This is a genomic window from Arthrobacter sp. B10-11 (assembly GCF_033142195.1).
Taxonomy (GTDB): domain Bacteria; phylum Actinomycetota; class Actinomycetes; order Actinomycetales; family Micrococcaceae; genus Arthrobacter; species Arthrobacter oryzae_C.
This window is the reverse complement of record NZ_JAWMTH010000001.1, coordinates 836,663-858,215: the sequence shown is the minus strand read 5'-3', so window position 1 is coordinate 858,215 and position 21,553 is coordinate 836,663. Positions and strand designations below refer to the sequence as shown.

Sequence of the window (21,553 nt, the reverse complement as noted above, 5' to 3'; positions counted from 1 at the left end):
CGGGGGTGTTCCAGCGGCCGCTACAGCTTGCTGGGCACCGGACGTTTTGCCAGGAAGTAGTCCCGGGTGCCGGGGGCGAAGCGGCACACCACGGCCAGGACCACGCCCAGCGCCAGCAGCACCACGCCGCTGACGAAGGCACCGCCCATGCCGAAGATCTCCGTATCGCCGTACGCCGGATCCCACATCTGCACAGCGGAGATGAAGAACGCGGCCGTCAGCATCAGCGCACCAAGCAGCGGCAGGATGCCCCTGAACCACAGGTTGCGGGCGGACTGCCGCAGCGTGCCGCGGAAGAACCAGAAGCAGGCGAAGCCGGTCAGCGCGTAGTAGAAGGCAATGAACAGGCTGATGGCGCTGATGGAGTCGGAGAGCAGGTTCTGGCTGAGGAAGCTCATGGCCACGTAGTACACGACGGCGGCCGCACCCATGACCTGCGTGGAGAACCCCGGCGTCTGGTTGCGCGGGTGCACCTCGCCGAACTTGGCCGGCAGGGCCCCGTGGACGCCCATGGACAGCGTGCCGCGGGCGGTGGGCAGGATGGTGGTCTGGGTGGAGGACAGCACCGACGCCAGCACGGCCACCACGATCAGCCAGCCCCACGGGCCGAGCACCACGTCCTTCATGGCCAGGAAGACGTCGTCCTGGTTTTCGGCGTTTCCCAGTCCGATGCCGTCCGTGCCCACGGTGGCATACATCATCACCAGCAGCGCCACGGAAACGTAAATCGCCACCAGTACGAACGCGGAGATGACGGCGCCACGGCCGGGCGTGGTGGCGGGATTCTCGGTCTCCTCGTTCACGGCCAGGCAAGTGTCCCAGCCCCAGTAGATGAAGAGGGCCAGGAGGGCCCCGTGGACTACGGCTCCCGGATCGGCAAAGGCGCCCGCCGGGTTGAACCACTCGAAATCGAAGGCTTGGCCCTCCGGCGCGCCGCCCGCGATCCTGAACACAATCGCCAGCGCGAATATGCCCAGCGAGACATACTGCACGTAGGTAAGGACCCGCTGGACGTGCTCGCCCAGCCGGATGCCGCGGTAGTTCACCAGCGTCATGAAGATGATGAACACGACGCCGGTGGCCGTCACCAGGAGGTCGTTCTCCGCCAGCGAACCGTCGCCGATGAGCAGCCACAGGTATTGTCCGGCCACCTGGGCCAGGTTGGCGAGCACCACGATGCCGGCGAGGGCAACGCCCCAGCCGCCCAGCCAGCCAGCCCAGGGGCCGAACGCCCGGCGGGCCCAGATGAAGGTGGTGCCGCAGTCCGGCATGGCACTGTTCAGTTCCCGGAAGGCGTAGGCGATGAACAGCACCGGCACAAAGCCGAGGAGCAGGATCAGGGGCGTGTAGTTGCCGTTGACTGCCACGATCAGGCCCAGCGTGGCGGCGAGTGAATAGACGGGGGCGGTGGAAGCCAGCCCCAGCATCACCGAGTCGCCCAGGTCCAGGATGCCGGCCCGCAGCCCCTTGGACGGAACTGCCGCCGTCGTCGTCCCTGTGCTCATAGTGCGATACCTGCTTTGCTGGAGGAGGCCGAAGCGGCCTGGACTGACAGGGGTGCCGGGGCGTCAATTGTGTTGGGGACGAACCGGCAGAAGTAATCGGTGATGGGGCCGTCGGATTCGCGGATGCCGCAGCCCACGGACTCGCCATCCACCACCCACAGGCCAAGGACGGGGTGGTTTCCGTCGAAATCGGGCAGGGAGTGGAACTGCTGGTAGCACCAGCCCTCGCGCCCGTAGCCGCCCGGCTGTTCCATGTTGATGCCGGCGGCGTGGATTTTGATGTTGTCTCCCTCGCGGCCGTGCAGCGGCTTTGCCACCCATTCCTTCAGCGGACCGGGCTCGTTGAGGTATGCCGGGAGGAGGTTCGGGTGGTCCGGATACAGGTGCCACAGCGCGGCCAGGAGCGCCTTGTTGGACAGGAGCATCTTCCAGGCCGGCTCCACCCAGCGCGGATTGTGCGCGCGCTGCAGGAGGCGCTGGCCGAAAGGCTCCTTCATCATCAGTTCCCACGGATACAGCTTGAAGATGGTGCTGATCATGAAGTTGTCCAGGTCCACGAAGCGGTTCAGGTTGGGGTCCCAGCCGATGTCGGACATGTTGATGCCGATGGTGGTCCAGCCGCCCTGGCCGGCGACGTCGCGCATGTAGGCCGCCGTCATCCAGTCCTCCCCGGACTGTTCGGCTTCCGAGTGCGCTACATGGAGGGTGCTCATGCCGGTCCGGTACTGGAGCTTTTTCCATTGCCGGATCAGCGCCTCGTGGATGCCGTTCCACTGGTCCTTCTCCGGAAACACGTCCTGCAGCCAGAACCACTGCGCCACGGCAGCCTCAATCAGCCCGGTGGGCGTGTCCGCGTTGTACTCCAGCATTTTCGCCGGACCGCCGCGGCCGTCGTACACGAAGTCGAAGCGGCCGTAGATGTCCAGGTCCCCGGCCTGCAGTGATTCCGCGGCCAGTTCGAGGGCCTGCGGCCCGATTCCGATGTTGCCCATCGCCCCGGTGGCCAGGTACTTGGCCGCCTCCAGGCACATCAGGTGCATGTCTTCGGCGGTCTTTTCGAGGGTTTCCACCTCGTCCATGGTGAATTCGTAGTAGGCGGACTCGTTCCAGTACTCGATCTTCTTGCCGTCCGCCATGGTGGTGGTGGAAAAGACCAGCCCCTGTTCCTCGATCTTCTGCTTCCAGCCGGGCCTCGGGGTTGCGCTCAGTCTCTTCACGCCTAGCCTCCCGTGCTTCCGCCCTTGGAGCTGCTGCCGAAGCCGCCCCTGCTGACGGTGCCGCCCTTGGTGCTGTACCCCTTGGACGTTTTCGCCCCCTGCGGGACGGTCTTGGTGAAGCTGGGGTACTGCGAGCGGTTCTGCCCCACGGCCGGTACGCTGGAGCCGCGGGAGTAGAAGTACCAGGCATAGATAGCGGAGCTCCGGCCGGCGCTGCTGCTGTTGTCGCACTGGGTGTCTTCCACGCGCTCGCCGGTTTCATCGTTGAAGCACACTTGCGCGTAATCGGCTTCCGCCTCGTTGCTGGCCACGATGGCGGTGATGGTGCCTGCGAGCAGGGCGGTAACACCCAGGCCGACGACGACGGTACGGCGTTGCGAGCGCTTCTTGCGTGCCGCTGTTTCCCGCTCGCGTTCACGTTCAAAGGGGTCGATGACGGGGCCGGGCTTCCCGGCTCCGGGCGGCCGGCTGCCTGCTGCGGGGCCTCTGCTGCCTGCTACGGAGTCGTTGAGCAGCTCCGGGCGGAGCTCCGGTTTGGGGACCTGCCACGGCGGCAGCTGGCCGGTGGCGGGATCGTGCGGCTGCGGCGTGAAGTCCTGGGGCGCGGTCATCCAGCCCGGTTCCGAGGAGCCGGGGCCAGCCGCTTCTGCCGGCTGGCCGTCCGTGCCCTGGTGCCCGGAACGGGCGTTCTTCGGGTCCTTCTTTGGATCCTTGTTCGGGTCCTGCGGGTCCATGGGTCCCCCTCGGTTGTCCATGTTCAATCTGACCGGCCACGCACGCGGCAAGGCGCACGGCAACGCGGGTGGCAGGTCCGCCCTGGTTCAAAGGCGCAGCTGGGTAAATCCTGAAGTCAGCCTAGTGCCTGAAGGGAGGCGCTGTTAACGAAAAACGGGGGAGAACTGCCCATGCCAAGATGGAGCCATGGCAGCAGTTGAATCCGCCCGTTCAGGGCGTTCCGGCGCAAGGAGGTCCGGCGCCGGACGGTCCAGCAACCCGCGTTCCGGCAACCCCCGTTCCGGCGACCCGCGTACCGGCCGCCCTGGTTCCGGGACGGCGCGCACCGGGACAGGACGCCTGGAGCTCCAGGGGATCGGCCGGAGCCGCTTCGTCCTGGGCATGGTCCTTGCCGTGGTCCTGCCCCCTGCCGTGGAAATCCTGGTGACGCTGGCGGGCTACCGGAACTTCAGCATCATCATGCTGCTGCACCTCGCCGTCGCGGTGGCCGTGGCTGCCATCGGGGGCCTCTGGCCGGCGGTGGTGGCCGCTGTCCTGGGCACCACGCTCCTCAACTACTTTTCCGCCGATCCCGTGGGCACGCTGTCCATTGCCGATCCGTCCACGTTGTTCACGCTGGTGGTGTTCCTGGCTGTCGCCTGCAGCGTTGCCCTTGCCGTTGGCCTGGCGACCCGCCGGGCACAGGAAGCTGCCAGGTCCGGGGCCGAAGCCACGGCGCTGAGTGAACTATCCCTGCGGATCCTCAGTTCGGACGGCAGCGTGGAGACGTTCCTCGAAAAGGTCCGCAGCAGGCTGGGAGTGGACGCCGTAACCCTGGTGGCAGGAAGTCCGGCGGGGGATCCCCGTGGCCCGGGATCCGCGCCCGGAAGAGGTCCGGGCCGGATTCCGGGCAGCCAAACCCAATGGACAGTCCTTGCCAGCGCCGGGACCAGTCCGCCGGTGACCCATGCGGCCGCCCGGCATGCCGTCGTCGTCGATTCCCGCTACACACTGCTGATCAACGGCGGGCCGCCGGCCGGCCAGCCCTTCTCCGGCCAGCACCAGCGGATGCTGGCCGCCTTCGGAGCGTTTTTGGTGGCCATCCTGGAGCGCCGGCAGCTGGTGGCCAGCATGGAGGACAACCAGCGCCTGTCCGAGGGCAACAAGATGCGCACGTCCATCCTGAGGGCTGTCAGCCACGACCTCCGCACGCCCCTGGCCGGGATCAAACTGGCCGTCAGCAGCCTCCGCCAGGAGGACGTCCGGTTTTCCCCGGAGGACGAACGCGAACTGCTCGCCACGATCGAGGATTCGGCGGACAGGCTGGACCACCTGATCGGCAACCTGCTGGACATGTCCCGGATAACGGCGGACTCAGTCAACCCGCTCCTGGGCGGACTGGGCTGGACGGACGTGCTGCCCGATGCACTCAGGGGCCTGCCCGCGGCCCGGATCCGCGTGGAACTGCCGCCCAACCTGCCCCGGGTGGAGGCCGACGCCGGAATGCTGGAACGCGTGGTGGCCAACCTGGTGGAAAACGCGCTGAAATACGCGCCGGATGCCGACGTCGTACTGACGGCGCGTGCGGGGGAGGGGATTGCCCTGGGCGGCCGGCCGGCCAGTGAATTCCGAGTGGTGGACCAGGGCTCAGGGGTGGCCCCGGCAGCCGTGCTGGACATGTTCCAGCCGTTCCAGCGGCTCAACGATTCCCAGCGCACGGGCGGCGGCCGCACCGTGGGGATCGGGCTGGGCCTTGCCGTCGCCAAAGGCTTTTCCGAAGCCATGGGAGGAACCCTTGCAGCGGAGCCGACGCCGGGCGGCGGGCTGACCATGGTGGTCACCCTTCCGCTGTGGGAGGGGCCGCTGCCGTGACCCTGGTTTTGATCATCGAAGACGAGGCCCAGCTGGCCAGGGCCATGCAGATCAACCTGCGCGCCCACGGCTACCAGGCCATCACGGCGGGATTCGGAGCGGACGGCCTGAAAATGGCTGCCCAGCATCCTGTGGACATCGTGGTGCTGGACCTGGGGCTGCCGGACATGGACGGGGTGGACGTGATCCGGGGGATCCGCGGCTGGAGCTCCGTGCCCGTCATTGTGCTTTCCGCCCGCCACGCCTCGGAAGACAAAGTGGACGCGCTCGACGCCGGAGCGGACGACTACGTGACCAAACCGTTCGGCCTCGACGAGCTCCTGGCGCGGCTGCGCGCAGCCTCCCGGCGCTCGCCGGCGCAGCGCGAGGCTCCCACGGTGGAAACCGCGGACTTCGTGGTGGACCTGGCAGCCCGCAAGGTGGTCCGGGACGGGCACGAAATCCGGCTCACCCCGACGGAGTGGAACATCCTGGAGTTGCTGGTGCGCAACGCGGGGAAGCTGGTCAGCCAGCAGCAGCTCCTCACCCAGGTCTGGGGCCAGGCCTACGCCAAGGAGACCCAGTACCTTCGCGTCTACGTGGCCCAGTTGCGCCGCAAACTCGAACAGGACCCGGCCAAACCGCGCCACCTTCACACGGAGGCCGGCATGGGGTACCGGTTCGATCCCTGACGCCCGCTCCCGCTGACGCCCGCCGCCGGCGATGCCCGCCTACACTGGTGCCATGGACACCGCATCTGTGCTTGCCGTTTGCCGGGTACACCAGCTCCTGAGCGATGAAGGGAGCGTGGGCGTCACTGCCATCGACAAACGTGCCGTGGACGGCCCGGTCAAGGTGCATAAGCTGGGCCTCCACGGGGATATCCAGGCGAGCCGCATCCACCACGGCGGCGTGGACCAGGCGCTGTACGCCTATTCGCAGGACGACGCCGACTACTGGGTGGGCGAGCTGCAGCGGGAACTGCCGCCCGGGATTTTCGGGGAGAACCTGCGGGTTGCCGGCGTCGGGACAACCACCGCGGTAATCGGCGAACGGTGGAGGATCGGCCTGGACGTCGAAGTCGAAGTCACCTCTCCCCGCGTCCCCTGCGCCACGTTCCAGCGCCGCATGGATGAGGCCCAGTGGGTCAAGAGATTCACGGCGGCCGGCCGGGTGGGCACCTACCTCCGGGTCATCAAGGTAGGCAGCATCCGCGCGGGCGACCACATCCACCGGCTGTTCGTCCCCACCCACGGAGTGACCATCGGCGACTGGTTCAGCGAGCCCACCATCGAGATCATGGAAGCACTGCGTGACGCCGACGCGGACGGCGAGATCCGCCTGCAGCCGGAGTACCACGAGGAATTCGAGAAGCTCCAGCGGCGACTGGGCGCCTAGGCGTGCCGGGCCGTCTGCAACGCCGTGTGTGCAACGTCACCGGTGCTTGGCGGCCCGCGGGTTAGTGCAAGGCGGAAGCATGCTTTACACTTGAAATATCCCCCACTCCGGAAATCCCTTATTCCTGCCCAATTTTTGAGGCAGGACTGGCAAGTGTTGGGGCCCGCACAAGCGATGCGGGCATTTTCATAGGGAGAGCCGGCTAAAGAAAACGCTGTACAGACTGCTGGGATAGCAGCCAAGAGATGCAGCGGGAAGTCCTGCCACGGGATTGCGAAAGCGCCGGACTTCTACGTGACCGGCCGGTCAATGTTTGCCCGGCATCCAAACGGCACATGCACTGCGGCTCCGCTCACCTCGGGTTGTGCCGCCTGGCCCCCTATGGATGAGGAAAACTTCCCTATGCCCGAAAATCACAACGACGCCACCACCGACGCAGCAACTGCCGAAACCGCCGTCGAAACCCCCGAGACCGCTGCTCCCGAAGCCGGCTCCGCCCCCCTCTTCACCGAAGCGCCCGCACCCGTCGAAGCGCCTGCCGCTGAGGAGCGTCCCGCCGCAGAAGCCCCCAAAGCTGAGGCCCCCAAGGCCGAGGCCCCCAATGCCGAGGACGAAGAAGAAGGCATCCGATTCGCCGACCTCGGCATCGATGGCCGCGTTCTCGCCGCACTGCAGGATGTCGGATACGAGAAGCCGTCCCCGATCCAGGCAGCAACCATCCCGCTGCTGCTCGAAGGCCGCGACGTTGTGGGCCTGGCCCAGACCGGCACCGGTAAGACTGCAGCATTCGCAGTACCGGCGCTGTCCCGCCTGGCCGAGCTCCACGACCTCAACGGCCCGTCCCGCAAGACGCAGGCACTGGTCCTTGCCCCGACCCGTGAGCTGGCGCTCCAGGTTGCCGAGGCCTTCACCTCCTACGCCAAGCACATCGACGACTTCACCGTCCTCCCGGTGTACGGCGGCTCCGCCTACGGCCCCCAGCTCGCCGGCCTGCGCCGCGGCGCCCAGGTTGTCGTCGGTACCCCCGGCCGTGTCATCGACCACATCTCCAAGGGTTCCCTGGACCTGTCCGAACTCCAGTACCTGGTGCTGGACGAGGCCGACGAAATGCTCCGCATGGGCTTCGCCGAAGACGTGGAGCAGATCTTCCAGCAGACGCCTTCAGACCGCCAGGTCGCGCTGTTCTCGGCCACCATGCCCAGCCAGATCCGCCGCATGTCCAAGCAGTACCTGAACAACCCGGCCGAGATCTCCGTCAAGTCCAAGACCACCACCGGCGCCAACACCCGCCAGCGGTACCTGCAGGTCATGGGCCCGCACAAGCTCGACGCCCTGACCCGCATCCTCGAGGTTGAAGAGTTCGACGGCGTCATCGCCTTCGTGCGCACCAAGATGGCTACCGAGGACCTGGCCGACAAGCTGAAGGCGCGCGGCTTCCAGGCTGCCGCCATCAACGGCGACATCCCGCAGCAGCAGCGCGAGCGCACTGTCGACGCCCTCAAGGAAGGCCGCATCGACATCCTGGTGGCCACCGACGTCGCGGCCCGCGGCCTTGACGTGGAGCGCATCAGCCACGTGGTCAACTACGACATCCCGCACGACACCGAGTCCTACGTCCACCGCATCGGCCGCACCGGCCGTGCAGGCCGTTCCGGCGACGCCATCCTGTTCATGACGCCGCGGGAGAAGTACCTACTGCGTTCCATCGAGAAGGCCACCCGCCAGCCGGTGGAGCAGATGCACCTGCCCACGGCCGAGACCGTCAACACGCTGCGCCTGGGCAAGTTCGCCGAGCGCATCACGGAGACCCTCGAGTCCGAGGACGTTGCCGCGTTCCGCGACCTCATCTCCTCCTACGAGGAAGAGCACAATGTGCCCGCCTCGGAGATCGCTGCTGCACTGGCCGTCATGGCGCAGGGCGGACAGCCGCTGCTGGTCAAGGAACTGCCGGCAGCTCCCGAGTTCCAGAAGCGCGAGCGCTCCAAGGACGGCTTCGGCTCCCGTGGACCGACCCGCACGCTGACCGAAGGCAACGCCACCTACCGGATCGCCGTCGGACGCCGCCAGCGCGTCATGCCGGGTTCCATCGTCGGCGCCATCGCCAACGAAGGCGGCATTTCCTCGGCCCAGATCGGCGGGATCGACATCCGCTCGGACCACTCCCTCGTGGAGCTCCCGGCGGACCTGAGCCCCGAGCAGCTGCGTGCCCTGTCCCGCACCCGGATCGGCGGCGAGCTGATCCACCTCGAGCTGGACAACGGCCGCAAGCCGTCCGGCGACCGCGGCAGCTACCAGGGCAGCCGTGGCGGCGACCGCGGCGGCTACTCCGGCGGCGGCGACCGTGGCGGCAACTTCAAGGGCAACGGCGGGTTCAAGAAGGAATTCCGCAAGAACGACGGCGAGCGTTCCTCCGCTGACCGCGGCGGACGGTCGTACAGCGAGCGTTCCGAGCGTTCCTTCGGTGCCGACAGCGGCCCCACCCGCGGCCAGGCCAGCGACTCCCGCTTCGGCGGCCACGGTGACGGCTCACGCAAGCCCCGCCACGGCAACGACGGCGGACAGCGTGACTTCAACCGCAAGGGCAAGTGGTAAGCCCTAGCAGCACCAGGCACTGAGAACGGGCCGGCTTTCGAGCCGGCCCGTTTTCATTTAAGGTCCGACCAAGCCGGTTGCCTCTCCGCCGCCCGTGTACGCTTCGTCACACCGGGCAGGCGAGGTTGCCGCAACGGGCCCTGCACGGCTCTTCGGCAGTACATTTGACCCCGGATTTCCGGGCTTTGCGGCGCGTTTCACCGCTTCCGGAGCCCGTCCCGGTCCCGATTTGTTGGGAGCGGAATCTTCCGGTAGAGTATTTACTCGTTGCCCCCCTAGCTCAGTGGTAGAGCGCGTTCTTGGTAAGAACGAGGTCACCGGATCGATTCCGGTGGGGGGCTCTGGATGAGGGCCTGTGTCAAGGCGGTTTTGACCGGCTTGACACAGGTTTTTCTCATTCGTGGCGGTGTAGCTCAGTTGGTTAGAGCGCACGACTCATAATCGTGAGGTCGGGAGATCGAGCCTCCCCACCGCTACAGGACAAGCCCCCGGAATCCTTGAGATTCCGGGGGCTTTCCTGTGTCCGCGTTTGTGGCCGGGAGAACCGTCGCCGCTGTCCGCTGCCAGTGACAACCGCCACGTTTGCCAGTAGCTTTGCAGCAACTGGCGGATGGGGAACTCAGTGGACGTCGTCGAATCAATCATGGTGCCTTTCCGGTGGCTGGTTTCCGTCATCATGGTGGGCTTCCACGGGGGCCTGACCGCCATCGGGCTGCCGGAGGCGTCGGGCTGGACCTGGACGCTGTCCATCATCGGACTGGTGCTCGTTATCAGGGCCGCACTGATCCCCGTGTTCCTGAAGCAGGTCAACGCCCAGCGGCGGATGCGGCTCCTGCAGCCGGACCTCAGGAAGCTCCAGGACAAGTACAAGGGCAAGGCCGATCCGTTGTCCCGCCAGGCCATGGCGCAGGAACAGATGGCCCTGTACAAGAAACACGGCACCAACCCCTTCTCGGCCTGCCTTCCCCTGCTGATCCAGACGCCCTTCTTCCTCGCCCTGTTCCAGGTGCTCTCGGGCATATCCGGGGCGGCCCGCCAAAACGAGGGCATCGGCGCCTTGAGCCATGAAAAAGTGGTGCAGTTCGATCAGTCCAGCATTTTCGGTGCCACCCTGTCAGCGTCCCTGCTCCACGGCGGCGCGGGCGATGCTGGTGCAGTCGCCGTGCTGGCCATCGTGATGATCCTGGCCATGACGGCGGCGCAGTTCCTCACGCAGAAGCTGATCTTTGCCAGCAGCACGCCCGAGGAGGCCGCCGCGGGGCCGGCCATGGTCCAACAGAAGGTGATCCTCTACATCCTGCCCGTCGTCTTCGGCGCGGGCGGCATCATTTTCCCGATCGGCGTCCTGATCTACTGGACCGTTTCCAACCTCTGGACCCTGGCCCAGCAATTCATCGTTACCGACCGGGCAGGCGGTCGAGGCCGGGAGTCCTGACACCGGCCATCCGGAGAGGAAGCAAAATTTCCTGCGGCCCGTGTAACTGGTGGCTGCGGGCCGGAAACAATACAGATAGAAGGCGGCTCAGAGCTACACATCAGGGGGATACCGTGCTTTCCGAGCGTGAACTGGCATTTATTGCCTTGCACAAAGACAGCTATCCGGCGATTTTCAGGTTCGTGCGGCGAAGGGTCGAATCCCCGGAAGTGGCCGAGGAAATCGCTGCGGACGTTTTCCGGGTGGTGTGGCAGAAGTGGGGCGATCAACCCAGGACGGATACCGCCTGGCTGGTCACCGTCGCACGGAACATGATCGGAAATGCGTACCGGAGCCGTGACCGCCAACGGGCGCTCCAGGAAAAGCTGCGAGCCGCGGCAGTCCTCCGTTTCGGGGCCGGCTCCGAAAACCTGGCCGTGCATGACGCCCTGGCCGGCCTGCGCGAAAAAGACCGGGACATTCTCCAGCTGGCCTACTGGGACGGTTTGGGCACGGCGGAAATCGCCGGCGTGCTGCAGTGCAGCGAGTCCGCCGCCAAGGTCCGGCTACACCGGGCGCGGGCAGCGTTCCGGAAACACATGCCTGCGGGCGCAGAAGCGATCACACAGAGGATGGGTGCCTGAAATGGATCCGATCAAGACCATGATTTCCGCGACGGATCCCGTGCGCAACGATCCGTCCACACCAGACGGCGAAGCTGCCCTTCGCCGGATGCTTGCCGATCCGGCCGTGTTCAGCGACAGGCTCCCGGCCGGTGGGACCACGCTCGAGGAGCGACGGCTGCGCCGCGCCCGTATCGCCGGGGCGGTCACGCTGGCCGCGGCGGCCGTCACCGCTGGTGTCCTGGCTGCCACGAACCTCGGTCCGATGTCGTCCGCGCCGGGACCGGCCGCCACCGTCACGGCATCGGAAATGCCGACGCCGTCCCCGACGGCGACGACTACGACGGCTCCGACTACCGCGGCTGCGGCGGCGCCGTCGCAAACCAGCGCCGCGCCTGTGCTGGAAACCTTCATCTTCCCCGACGGTCACCTCTCCTTCGACTACCCGGAAGGCTGGAGCGTGCGGACGGAACAGGGCCCCTACATCAGCGAGGAGGACAAGACCGGCTCGTTGTTCGCGGTGGTGCTTGACGGTTCCGGGGCGGAAATGGCCCGAATCCTCAGCGGAGGTTATGGCGACGGCGCTGCCGGCAGCGTCAGGCGGACCGTTTTCGACCATGCCACCGTGCCCGGCATTACGGATGTATCCGGGAACCCGGCCGAGTTCGGCTTCGCCTCGGACGAGGTCCTTCCCGTCGCATACCCGGGGATGTCCGAGCCGACCGGCGCGGCAAACAGTTCCAACCCGATTTACTTTATGGACGTCCGCCTGGCGCGCGAGTTCCAACTTACGCAGACCACATCCGGTTCCAACCAAATGTCCCTCCCCAACGGGATCATGGCCGCTTACGTGGTGTTCGATTACGAAAAGCAGCCCGTCTTCGCCACTGCCGATGATGCGAAAGCCTGGATGGCGAGCGAACGGTACGCGCAGCTGAAAGCGCTCCTGCTCAGCCTGAAGTACTCGTAAGCTGGGTCAATGACGCGCATCGCAATCATCGGCGGCCACGGCAAAGTGGCTTTGGAACTGGCCAGAATCCTCGCGGCGGACGGTGAGGACGTCACGTCCTTCTTCCGCAACCCGGACCATACGGAGGACGTCGCTGCCACGGGCGCCACGCCGTCGGTCCTGGACGTGGAGAATACGACGACGGCGGAACTCGCCGCCGCCCTCAGCGGCCAGGACGCCGTGGTGTGGTCCGCCGGTGCCGGCGGCGGGAACCCCGAACGGACCTATGCCGTGGACCGGGACGCCGCCATCCGTTCCATGGACGCGGCGGCGGAGTCCGGCGTCGGGCGGTATGTCATGGTGTCCTATTTCGGCGCAGGACCGGACCACGGCGTTCCGGCGGACAACAGCTTCCACGCCTACGCGGAGGCGAAGGCCGCCGCTGACCAGTACCTGCGCGGCACGGACCTGGCCTGGACCATCCTGGGCCCCGGAACCCTGACGGACGGCCCGGGCAACGGGCTCATCGACGTCAACCCTGCAGACACCTCCGCCGGGACCGCCACCTCGCGGGCCAACGTGGCACTCGTGACGGCCGCGGTCCTGGGGCTGCCGGAAACCGCCGGACGCACCATCGAGTTCCGGGACGGCACCCTGCCCGTCGCCGCGGCGTTGCAGCCGGCCCAATAAGCATCACAACGGGAGCGGGCTCAGCGCGAACGGACACTTGGGGCCCCTGGATTCCAGGGCCTCAAATGTCCGTTCGCGCTCCAGGAGCCGCTCAGGCCGGGAAGGCGAGCTCCAGGTCGAGGGTGTTCTTCTCCACATAGTCCAGGGCGCACCGCACGGCGCCCACGGTCACGATCGAGTCGCCCAGCGGTGAGGCCGCCACGGTCGGGGGAGTAGCGGTGAACCCGGGCAGCCGTTCGGCGATCGGCCCCAGCAGCACTCCCGCCGAGTTTGCCACCGCACCTCCAATGACCACCAGTTCCGGGTTGATGATGGTGGCCACGGCTCCGATCACCCTTGCCATCCTCTCGGCCAGCCGGTCCAGGATCTTGAGCGCCACGGCATCTCCGGCGGCTGCAGCGGCAAATACGTGCTCGGCCTCGACACCGTCGCCGGCGTGCTCCCGGAGCGAGGTTTTTGCCTTCCCGGCGAGGGCGTCGGCAGCCCAGGTCCGGGCCAGGTTCGCGATGCCGAACGTGTCTCCCACACCTTCCAGCATGTCCAGGAACGCAAGCTCACCGGCGCCGCCGCCGCGCCCGTGTAGCAGCCGCCCGCCGTCGATCACGCCCGAACCGAGGCGCTCACTGGCGAGGATAACCACGACGTCGTCCACACCGGCCGCCGCTCCGCGCCAACGCTCGCCCAGTGCGGCGAGGTTGGCGTCGTTTTCCAGCAGCACCGTCCACCCCCGCAGGTCCCGTAGCGCAGCCTTCAGGCCGACGTCGAACAATCCCCAGAAGTGCTGGGTCACCAGCACTTCGCCGTTGCGGTCCACCGGGGCCGCAATACCGGCGCAGACGGCCAGCACCGAGTCAGGGGAGGCCCCCACGCTGTGCAGGGCCATCAGGGCGGTCCGGTCAACGACGGCCACTCGTTCTGCTGCCGTAATTTCGGCGCCGGCGAAAGGCTGGCTAGACCGGCCCAGTGCCTTGCCGCGGAGGTCTGACACCACCACCGTGGCCTTGGAGATTCCCACGTCCATGCCCAGGACATAGCCGGCGCGCTCGTTGAGCTCGAACCGGCGCGCGGGCCTGCCCTTCTGGTAGCCGCCAAAGGCCCGCTGGTTTTCCAGCTCCCTGATCCAGCCTCGCTGCATCAGGTCCTCGCAGACGGAAATCGCCGTGGCCCGGGTGAGCCCGGTGGCTTCCATGACTTCCGTGACCGTCACCGCCTGCGAGGCGCGCATGAACTCCAGCACGGCTCCGGCGCTCACGCGCCGCAACAGCTGGGGCGTGGCCGCCGTAATTTCCGACATGGTGTTGACCTCTCTGTGCTTTGCACCACATAATACTGGAGGAACTAAATTTAGATTCCAAATAAACGTTGAACGTAGACAACGCAGAGCAGGCGGGCCGGGCGGCCGCCGACCGCCAGCTCTTCTCCCAGCCCCCCACCCAGCCTTTTGCAAAGGAGCAACTGTGAACCGCATCCTGAAGCACTGCCCGCCTGCACCGCCGTCAGCGCGCCGCCATCCCCGCACCCCGGCCACCGCCCTGTGAACGCACCTCTGTTCGGATCCGCCGTGCCCGCATCGCTGCCCAGCCGCCGTTCCCTGCTCCGTGCCGCAGGCCTCGCCGGGGCCGCCTTCATGGTTCCCCTGACCGGCTGCGGCGCCACGCCTTCCACGCAGAACGGAACCACCACCCTCCGTTTCATGCAGAACAAGCCCGAGGTGGTGGACTACTTCAACCAGGTCATCAAGGACTTCGAGGCGCTCAACCCGGACATCCGCGTGGTCCAGGACTTCAACGAGGGCAACTTTGTTCCCGGCCTCGTCCGCAATGATCCGCCGGACGTGGTGACCCGCGGCTTCGCGCAGGCCACCGCCGACTTCGTCAAGAAGGGCATCTTCGCAGACCTCTCCGCTATGCCCGTGGCCGGCACCATCGACCCCAAGATGCAGGAACTCATCAACTCCTGGGGCCAGTACAACGGCAACGAAATCAACGCCTTGCCGTTCTCGCTGGCGGCAGCGGGCGTGATCTACAACCGCGACATCTTCGAAGCCCGGGGCGTCTCCGTACCCACCACCTGGGACGAGTTCGTTGCTGCCTGCGAAAAGTTCAAGGCGGCCGGGATTACCCCCATCTATGGAACGTACAAAGACCCCTGGACCCTCGCCCAGGGCATGTTCGACTACGCGTCCGGCGGCGCGCTGGATGTTGCGGAATTCTTCGCCAGGCTCAACGCCAAGGGGGCCCGCATCACCAAGGACTCCGCCGAGTCGTTTGGCAGCAACTTCGGCCCGGCCCTCCCCAAGATGCTCCAGCTCGCCTCCTACTCGCAAAACGGAGCGGCCAGCAAGAACTACGCGGACGGCAACGCGGCATTCGCCAAGGGCCAGGCGGCCATGTACCTGCAGGGTCCGTGGGCCCTCTCGCAGCTTGTCGCCGCCAACAAGGACATCAGGCTGGGAACCTTCCCCCTTCCGGTGACGAACAACCCCGCAGAGACCAAGGCCCGCGTGAACGTGGACATGGCGCTTTCGATCACCCGCAGCACGCCCAACATGGCTGCGGCACAGCGGTTCGTGAACTACCTGCTGGAGCCGTCCGTGGTGAACACATACAACGAAAAGAACGCTGCGTTCTCGCCGCTCAAGGACGCGCCCGCGGTCAGCAATCCGCAGATCAGCGGACTCAACGCGGCAGTGGAGGAGGCGCGCTACTTCCAGGGCGCCGTGACCTACTTCCCGCCGTCGGTGCCCGTGAACAACTACATCCAGTCCTTCGTGTACAGCAAGAACGGCGAGCAGTTCCTCGCCGCCCTCGATGACGAATGGCGCCGAGTCGCCGAGCGTACCGCGGTCTGAACCCCCACCCGAATCCAGGAGCCTCAATGACTACAACATCCCGGGTGGCCCAGGCAGCCCCTCCCGCAGGACGCAAGAACCCCACTCCCAGCCCGGCGGGCACGTCCCGGTCCAAGGGCAGGATAGACCCCACGTACTACTGGATGGTGGTGCCCGTCCTGGCACTCTTCGCCTTCTTCATCACCCTGCCGGCACTCGTGGGCGTCTTCTTCAGCCTGACGAACTACGCAGGCTATGGTGACTGGAAGTTCATCGGCCTGATGAACTACGTCAACATCTTCAAGGACCCGGCTGTCCTGCAGTCGTACGTCTTCACGTTTGTGTTCGCACTGACCACCACGGTGGTGGTAAACGTGGTGGCCCTCGCCATCGCCCTGGGCCTGAACGCGAAGATCAAATGGCGCACCGGCATCCGCACCGTGTTCTTCATCCCCATGGTGCTCTCCGCCCTGATCGTCTCCTTCGTGTTCAACTACCTGTTCTCCAACACGCTTCCGGTGCTGGCTGAACGGTTCGGCGTCACCCCGCTGGCTGCGAGCATCCTCGCCAACGAGAACCTTGCCTGGCTGGCCATCGTGATCGTCACGGTGTGGCAGGCAGCGCCGGGCGCCACCATCATCTACCTGGCAGGCCTCCAAAGCGTGCCTTCCGAGGTCTACGAAGCCGCGGACCTCGACGGCGCCGGCAGCTTCCGCCAGTTCCTCAGCCTGACGCTGCCGCTGATCATGGGATACCTCGTAATCAACGTCATCCTCGGCTTCAAAGGATTCCTGGGAACCTACGAGATCATCGTGGGCCTCACCGGCGGCGGTCCCGGCATGGCAACCCAGTCCGTGGCCATGCGCATCTTCTCCGGCTTCACCGGCGGCGACTATTCCTACCAGATGGCAAACGCCGTCATCTACTTCCTGATCACCTTGCTGATCTCCGTCATCCAGCTGCGCCTCATCCAGCGCCGGGGGGTTTCACTCTAATGACTGCATCCACACTTCCCGCCGCGAAGGCTTCTGCTTCCGCTGTTTCCGGCCGCAACACCCCCGGTGCGAAAAAGCGCCGATCCAACCGCGAGGGCTTCAAGATCAACTGGTGGCTCACCGCGCTGATGCTGGCCGCCTCGTTGACCGTCCTGCTGCCGCTCTACTTCACCGTGGCGATGGCGCTCAAGTCCCCGGACCAGATCGGCACCGGAACCGGCCTCGCCTGGCCGAACCCGATGAACTGGGAGAACTTCGCCGCCGCCTACGTGGCCACCAACTTCCCGCGGGCCTTCATGTCCACGGCGTTCGTTACGGTGCTGAGCGTCATCGGCTCCCTGGCCTGCAGTTCGCTCGTGGCCTATGCCATTGCGCGGAACTGGAACCACAGGTTCTTCCGGGGCTCGTTCGTGTACCTGCTCTCGGCGATGTTCATCCCGTTCCCGGTGATCATCCTGCCCCTGATCAAGCAGACGGCACTGCTCGGCCTGGACAACCCCGCCGGCGTTGTGTTCCTGCACGTCCTCGGCGGGATCTCCTTCAACACCCTGCTGTACATCGCCTTCGTCCGCTCCATCCCGGTGGAGCTCGAGGAATCCGCGCGCATGGACGGCGCCACCACGTGGCAGGTTTTCCGCAAGATCATCTTCCCGCTGCTTGCCCCCATGAACGCCACCGTCGGCATCTTCGCCTTCCTCGGCTCGTGGAACGACTTCCTGCTGCCGCAGATGATGATTGCCGACCCCTCGCTCCAGACGCTGCCCGTCGTCCAGATGCTCTTCCAGGGCGAATTCAACACCAACTACAGCCTGGCCTTCGCGTCCTACCTGATGGCCATGGCGCCCACCCTGGTGGTTTACATCCTGGCGCAACGTTGGGTACTGTCCGGAGTCATGCGGGGCGCAGTGAAGTAGGAGTAGGACGCAGTCAAGTAGGGCCCCATCCCGGGCACCCATCCATTTTTCCCATTACCAAAAAGAACAATCGACACCAGAAAAGGAATCTCTTTTGTCCACCACCGCCACATTGGCAACCCTGTCCGATTCAAACCTCGCAGCCGATCCCAACTGGTGGCGCCAGGCCTCCGTGTACCAGATCTATCCGCGCAGCTTCTCGGATTCGAACGGTGACGGCCTGGGCGACATCAAGGGCATCACGGCCAAAGTTCCGTACCTGAAAGAACTGGGGATCGACGCCGTCTGGCTCAGCCCGTTCTACCCGTCCGCGCTCGCGGACGGCGGGTACGACGTCGACGATTACCGCAACGTGGACCCCAAGCTGGGCACCCTGGAGGACTTCGCCGAAATGTCCGCCGCGCTGCACGAAGCCGGCATCAAGCTCATCGCGGACATCGTCCCCAACCACTCCTCCGACCGCCACGAATGGTTCAAGGAAGCCCTGGCCTCCCCGCGCGGTTCCGCTGCCCGCGAGCGCTACATCTTCCGTGACGGCCTGGGCGAGAACGGCGAGCTGCCGCCGTCGGACTGGGACTCCGTCTTCGGAGGTCCCGCCTGGGAGCGCATCACCGAACCGGACGGCACTCCCGGCCAGTGGTACATGCACATCTTCGCCAAGGAGCAGCCTGACCTGAACTGGTCCAACCGCGAGATCCGCGACGACTTCCTGAAGACCCTGCGCTTCTGGTCCGACCGCGGCGTGGACGGCTTCCGCGTGGACGTCGCGCACGCCCTTACCAAGGACCTCACCGAGCCGCTGCTGTCGAAGGTGGAACTCAGCGAAGCCAACACCGGCACCGACGGCTTCGCCGACGGCTCGCACCCCTTCTGGGACCGCGACGAGGTCCACGAGATCTACGCCGAATGGCGCGAGGTGTTCAACGAGTACAACCCGCCGCGCACCGCCGTTGCCGAAGCGTGGGTGCACGCCACCCGCCGCGCCCGCTACGCCAGCCCGCAGGGCCTGGGCCAGGCCTTCAACTTCGACCTCCTGCAGGCCGATTTCGACGCCGACGAGTTCCACGAGATCATCACCCGGAACCTCGCCGAAGCCACGGCCACCGGAGCCTCCTCCACCTGGGTCTTCTCCAACCACGACGTCGTCCGGCACGCCACCCGCTACGGCCTGCCGAAGGGCGGCGGCGTCCACGCCAAGGGCCAGGACGGCAAGGGCTGGCTGCTGGCCGGCGCCCCGGCCGAGGAACTGGACGTCGAGCTGGGCCTGCGCCGTGCCCGTGCGGCCAGCCTGCTGATGCTTGCCCTCCCGGGTTCGGCCTACCTGTACCAGGGTGAGGAGCTTGGCCTGCAGGAGGTCGCGGAGATCCCGGACTCGGAGCGCCAGGACCCGTCCTTCTTCCGCAACAAGGGCGTGGAGATCGGCCGTGACGGCTGCCGCGTGCCGCTGCCCTGGGCTGCGGAAGGCTCGTCGTTCGGCTTCGGCGCCGGGGACGCCCACCTGCCCCAGCCGGTATGGTTCGCCCGCTACGCAGTGGACGCCCAGGACGGCGTGGAAGGTTCCACGCTGGAGCTGTACCGCAAGGCCCTGAAGCTGCGCCGCGAGCTGCAGACCGCCGAGGAGCTCGAGTGGGTGGAAACCGGAAACCCCAAGGTGCTGCAGTTCAGCCGCCACGGGGGCTGGCAGTCCGTCACCAACTTCGGTGACGAGCCGGTGGAGCTTCCGGCCGGCGAGGTGCTGCTCAGCAGCGCGCCGCTGGACGGGAAGCTGCTGCCCGGAAACACCACCGTCTGGCTGCGGTGAGCACTCCCGTGAGTGGACAGGCCGGCCGGGCGCAGGGGGAGACCCTCGCGTCCGGCCTGCCCGGCAGTGCCCTCAGGCACGGCCAGGAGCTGATCTACGGCTGCATGGGGCTGGGCGGCAGCTGGTCCGCTGAGCCGTACGAACCTCGGCATGTGGAACAGGCGGCTGCGGCGATCGACGCTGCACTCGATTCCGGCATCACGCTGTTCGACCATGCCGACATTTACCGCGGGGGCAAGTCCGAGGCCGTCTTTGGTGAGGTCCTGGCCCTTACGCCGGGGCTGCGGGAACGGATCCGGCTGCAGACCAAGTGCGGGATCCGGCTCAACGAACAGGGACTGGAGACGCACTACGACCTGAGCCGCGACGGGATCCTCGAGCGGGTCAACGGCAGCCTGAAGCGGTTAAAGACCGAGTATGTCGATGTCCTCCTGCTGCACCGCCCCGACCCGCTGGGGGACCCCGCCGAGGTGGCGTCCGCCGTCGGACAGTTGATGCGGGAAGGCAAAGTGCGGCAGGTGGGTGTGTCCAACATGTCCGCCCCGCAGATCGAAGCGCTGCAGGACCGCCTGGAAACTCCGGTGGTGGCCAACCAGCTGGAGATGAGCCTGCTGAAACGCGCCTGGCTGGAAAGCACCGTGCTGGTGAACCATGCGGAGGGGCTGGATTACAGCTTCCCGCACGGCACCGTGGAGTTCTGCACCCGGCAGGGGATCACCCTTCAGGCGTACGGGGCGCTGGCCCGCGGACATTACACCGGCGCCCCGCCGGAAAGCCCGACGCCGGCCGAGGCTGCCACGGCGGAGCTCGTCGCCGGGATGGCGGTGGCAAAGGGGACCACCCGTGAGGCCATCCTCCTGGGGTGGCTGATGCGGCACCCGGCCGGGATCGCCCCGGTGATCGGATCAGCCAACCCGGACCGCATCCGGGCCTGTGCCGGAGCGGCCCATGTTGCCGCCGCCATGACCCGCGCCGAGTGGTACCGGCTGTGGGTCACGGCCCGGGGGAGCAACATCCCCTAAACCCCGCCCCGAGGTGTCCGCTTAACCCAACTAGGTCGCAGTAGATGTCGTTATGAGCGCTCATAACGACATTAACTGCGACCTAGTTGGGTTGGGACTCTACAGCGGGGCGACCACCGAATAGGTGGACGAGTCACCCTTCAGCGCCTGGCTCGGCTTGCCGTCCACACCCACCGGAATGTCGCCGGCAATGGTCACACGGTTGAGCTTGCGGGGCTGGCCGTCGTAGTTGTCCGGGGCGTAGTGCTGGGTGATGCGGTTGTCGAACAGCACCACCTGGTTCGGCTCCCAGTTCACCCGCACCACATTCTCCGGGCGCGTGACGTACGCCTGCAGCAGCCGGATGATGTCCCTGGACTCGGTGTTGGACAGCCCCACGATCCGCAGCCGCTGCGCGAAGCCCCCAATAAACAATCCGCGCTCGCCGGTCAGGGGGTGGACCCGGACCACCGGGTGGGCCGTCTCGAACTTCAGCCGGGTGAACTCCTTGCGGCGTTCCTCGGCGTTCTGGTGCGCCAGGTTCTTCGGCACCGAGTAGTCGTAGTCGTTGGTGTGGATGGCCCAGAGGGTGTCCGCGAAGTTCCGCAGCTCCGCGGGCAGGTCGGCATAGGCGCCGGCCGAGGACGCGATCAGCGTTTCGCCGCCGTACGCCGGAAGATCGATGCTGCGAAGCGTGGATGCCTGCGGCGGGTTCACCACGAACGTGACGTCCGTGTGCCAGTTGTTGGCCGAACCGTTCTCGCTGTCTACGGGCAGGACGTTTTCTTCGCCCTCCACGGAGGCCACGGTGGGGTGCGCCTTCGTCAGCGGTCCGAAGTGGCTGGCGAACTTCACCTGCTCCTCGTCCGTGCGGATGTTCGCCTCGCGGAACACCAGGGCCTTGTGTTCGTTCAAAGCTTCGCGGATCCGGGCCACAGTGCCGGGGGAAAGGTCCCCGCTCAGGTCCAGTCCGCGGATTTCAGCCCCGATCCGGGAGCCGAGCTTGGCGAATTCGAGCTTGGTTTCGGTGATGGTGGTCATTGCTTTTTCCTAACTGGT

The 21,553-nt window shown here is 66.3% G+C and carries 17 protein-coding genes, 2 tRNA genes and 1 pseudogene; 15 read left to right on the top strand and 5 right to left on the bottom strand.

Annotated elements, in window-relative coordinates:
- Nucleotides 1–20: 20 nt before the first annotated feature.
- The 3 genes from RW112_RS04050 to RW112_RS04040 are packed head-to-tail and all read right to left on the bottom strand — an operon-like array spanning nt 21 to nt 3,456.
- Nucleotides 21–1,505, bottom strand: coding sequence for an APC family permease (locus tag RW112_RS04050; RefSeq protein ID WP_317780503.1), 1,485 nt, complete (start codon nt 1,503–1,505; stop codon nt 21–23).
- Nucleotides 1,502–2,722: a glutathionylspermidine synthase family protein gene (locus RW112_RS04045; RefSeq protein ID WP_317780502.1), complete on the bottom strand. Its 1,221-nt coding sequence runs from the start codon at nt 2,720–2,722 to the stop codon at nt 1,502–1,504. Before RW112_RS04045 ends, RW112_RS04050 begins: the two co-directional genes overlap by 4 nt.
- Before the next feature lie 2 nt (nt 2,723–2,724).
- On the bottom strand, nt 2,725–3,456 hold the full coding sequence (locus tag RW112_RS04040) for a Tat pathway signal protein (RefSeq protein ID WP_411709851.1): 732 nt from the start codon (nt 3,454–3,456) through the stop codon (nt 2,725–2,727).
- A 187-nt stretch (nt 3,457–3,643) separates the two neighbouring features.
- Between RW112_RS04040 and RW112_RS04035 the strand changes: the two genes are divergently transcribed.
- From RW112_RS04035 to RW112_RS03990, 10 genes and pseudogenes are all read left to right on the top strand, one after another.
- Nucleotides 3,644–5,308, top strand: coding sequence for a sensor histidine kinase (locus RW112_RS04035; protein WP_317780501.1), 1,665 nt, complete (start codon nt 3,644–3,646; stop codon nt 5,306–5,308).
- Nucleotides 5,305–5,979, top strand: coding sequence for a response regulator (locus RW112_RS04030; protein WP_317780500.1), 675 nt, complete (start codon nt 5,305–5,307; stop codon nt 5,977–5,979). The genes RW112_RS04035 and RW112_RS04030 overlap by 4 nt, the downstream gene beginning before the upstream one ends.
- Before the next feature lie 52 nt (nt 5,980–6,031).
- Complete coding sequence (locus RW112_RS04025) at nt 6,032–6,685, top strand: MOSC domain-containing protein (protein ID WP_317780499.1); 654 nt, start codon at nt 6,032–6,034, stop codon at nt 6,683–6,685.
- Between the two features lie 402 nt (nt 6,686–7,087).
- Nucleotides 7,088–9,277, top strand: a complete 2,190-nt coding sequence (locus tag RW112_RS04020; protein WP_317780498.1) for a DEAD/DEAH box helicase — start codon at nt 7,088–7,090, stop codon at nt 9,275–9,277.
- A 269-nt stretch (nt 9,278–9,546) separates the two neighbouring features.
- A tRNA-Thr gene (locus RW112_RS04015) sits at nt 9,547–9,618 on the top strand.
- Between the two features lie 61 nt (nt 9,619–9,679).
- Nucleotides 9,680–9,753, top strand: a tRNA-Met gene (locus RW112_RS04010).
- Between the two features lie 146 nt (nt 9,754–9,899).
- A pseudogene (yidC, locus tag RW112_RS04005) lies at nt 9,900–10,685 on the top strand (membrane protein insertase YidC); the annotation flags it as partial.
- A 140-nt stretch (nt 10,686–10,825) separates the two neighbouring features.
- Nucleotides 10,826–11,335, top strand: coding sequence for a sigma-70 family RNA polymerase sigma factor (locus RW112_RS04000; RefSeq protein WP_317780497.1), 510 nt, complete (start codon nt 10,826–10,828; stop codon nt 11,333–11,335).
- A 1-nt stretch (nt 11,336) separates the two neighbouring features.
- Nucleotides 11,337–12,284, top strand: coding sequence for a hypothetical protein (locus RW112_RS03995; protein ID WP_317780496.1), 948 nt, complete (start codon nt 11,337–11,339; stop codon nt 12,282–12,284).
- 9 nt (nt 12,285–12,293) lie between these two features.
- On the top strand, nt 12,294–12,953 hold the full coding sequence (locus tag RW112_RS03990; protein ID WP_317780495.1) for an SDR family oxidoreductase: 660 nt from the start codon (nt 12,294–12,296) through the stop codon (nt 12,951–12,953).
- 91 nt (nt 12,954–13,044) lie between these two features.
- Here the strand turns inward: RW112_RS03990 and RW112_RS03985 are convergent, their stop codons facing one another.
- Nucleotides 13,045–14,247: an ROK family transcriptional regulator gene (locus RW112_RS03985; protein ID WP_317780494.1), complete on the bottom strand. Its 1,203-nt coding sequence runs from the start codon at nt 14,245–14,247 to the stop codon at nt 13,045–13,047.
- A 267-nt stretch (nt 14,248–14,514) separates the two neighbouring features.
- Here RW112_RS03985 and RW112_RS03980 point away from each other — a divergent pair, with 267 nt between their 5' ends.
- The 5 genes from RW112_RS03980 (at nt 14,515) to RW112_RS03960 (ending at nt 20,515) form a co-directional block, all read left to right on the top strand.
- The gene (locus RW112_RS03980) at nt 14,515–15,804 is read left to right on the top strand and encodes an ABC transporter substrate-binding protein (protein ID WP_317780493.1); all 1,290 of its coding nucleotides are present in this window, start codon (nt 14,515–14,517) and stop codon (nt 15,802–15,804) included.
- A 26-nt stretch (nt 15,805–15,830) separates the two neighbouring features.
- The gene (locus RW112_RS03975; protein ID WP_317780492.1) at nt 15,831–16,778 is read left to right on the top strand and encodes a sugar ABC transporter permease; all 948 of its coding nucleotides are present in this window, start codon (nt 15,831–15,833) and stop codon (nt 16,776–16,778) included.
- Nucleotides 16,778–17,692, top strand: a complete 915-nt coding sequence (locus tag RW112_RS03970; protein WP_317780491.1) for a carbohydrate ABC transporter permease — start codon at nt 16,778–16,780, stop codon at nt 17,690–17,692. Before RW112_RS03975 ends, RW112_RS03970 begins: the two co-directional genes overlap by 1 nt.
- Before the next feature lie 94 nt (nt 17,693–17,786).
- The gene (locus RW112_RS03965) at nt 17,787–19,493 is read left to right on the top strand and encodes an alpha-amylase family glycosyl hydrolase (protein ID WP_317780490.1); all 1,707 of its coding nucleotides are present in this window, start codon (nt 17,787–17,789) and stop codon (nt 19,491–19,493) included.
- A 56-nt stretch (nt 19,494–19,549) separates the two neighbouring features.
- Nucleotides 19,550–20,515, top strand: coding sequence for an aldo/keto reductase family oxidoreductase (locus RW112_RS03960; protein WP_317780826.1), 966 nt, complete (start codon nt 19,550–19,552; stop codon nt 20,513–20,515).
- A 99-nt stretch (nt 20,516–20,614) separates the two neighbouring features.
- Here the strand turns inward: RW112_RS03960 and RW112_RS03955 are convergent, their stop codons facing one another.
- Complete coding sequence (locus RW112_RS03955; protein WP_317780489.1) at nt 20,615–21,535, bottom strand: TauD/TfdA family dioxygenase; 921 nt, start codon at nt 21,533–21,535, stop codon at nt 20,615–20,617.
- Nucleotides 21,536–21,553: the final 18 nt, after the last annotated feature.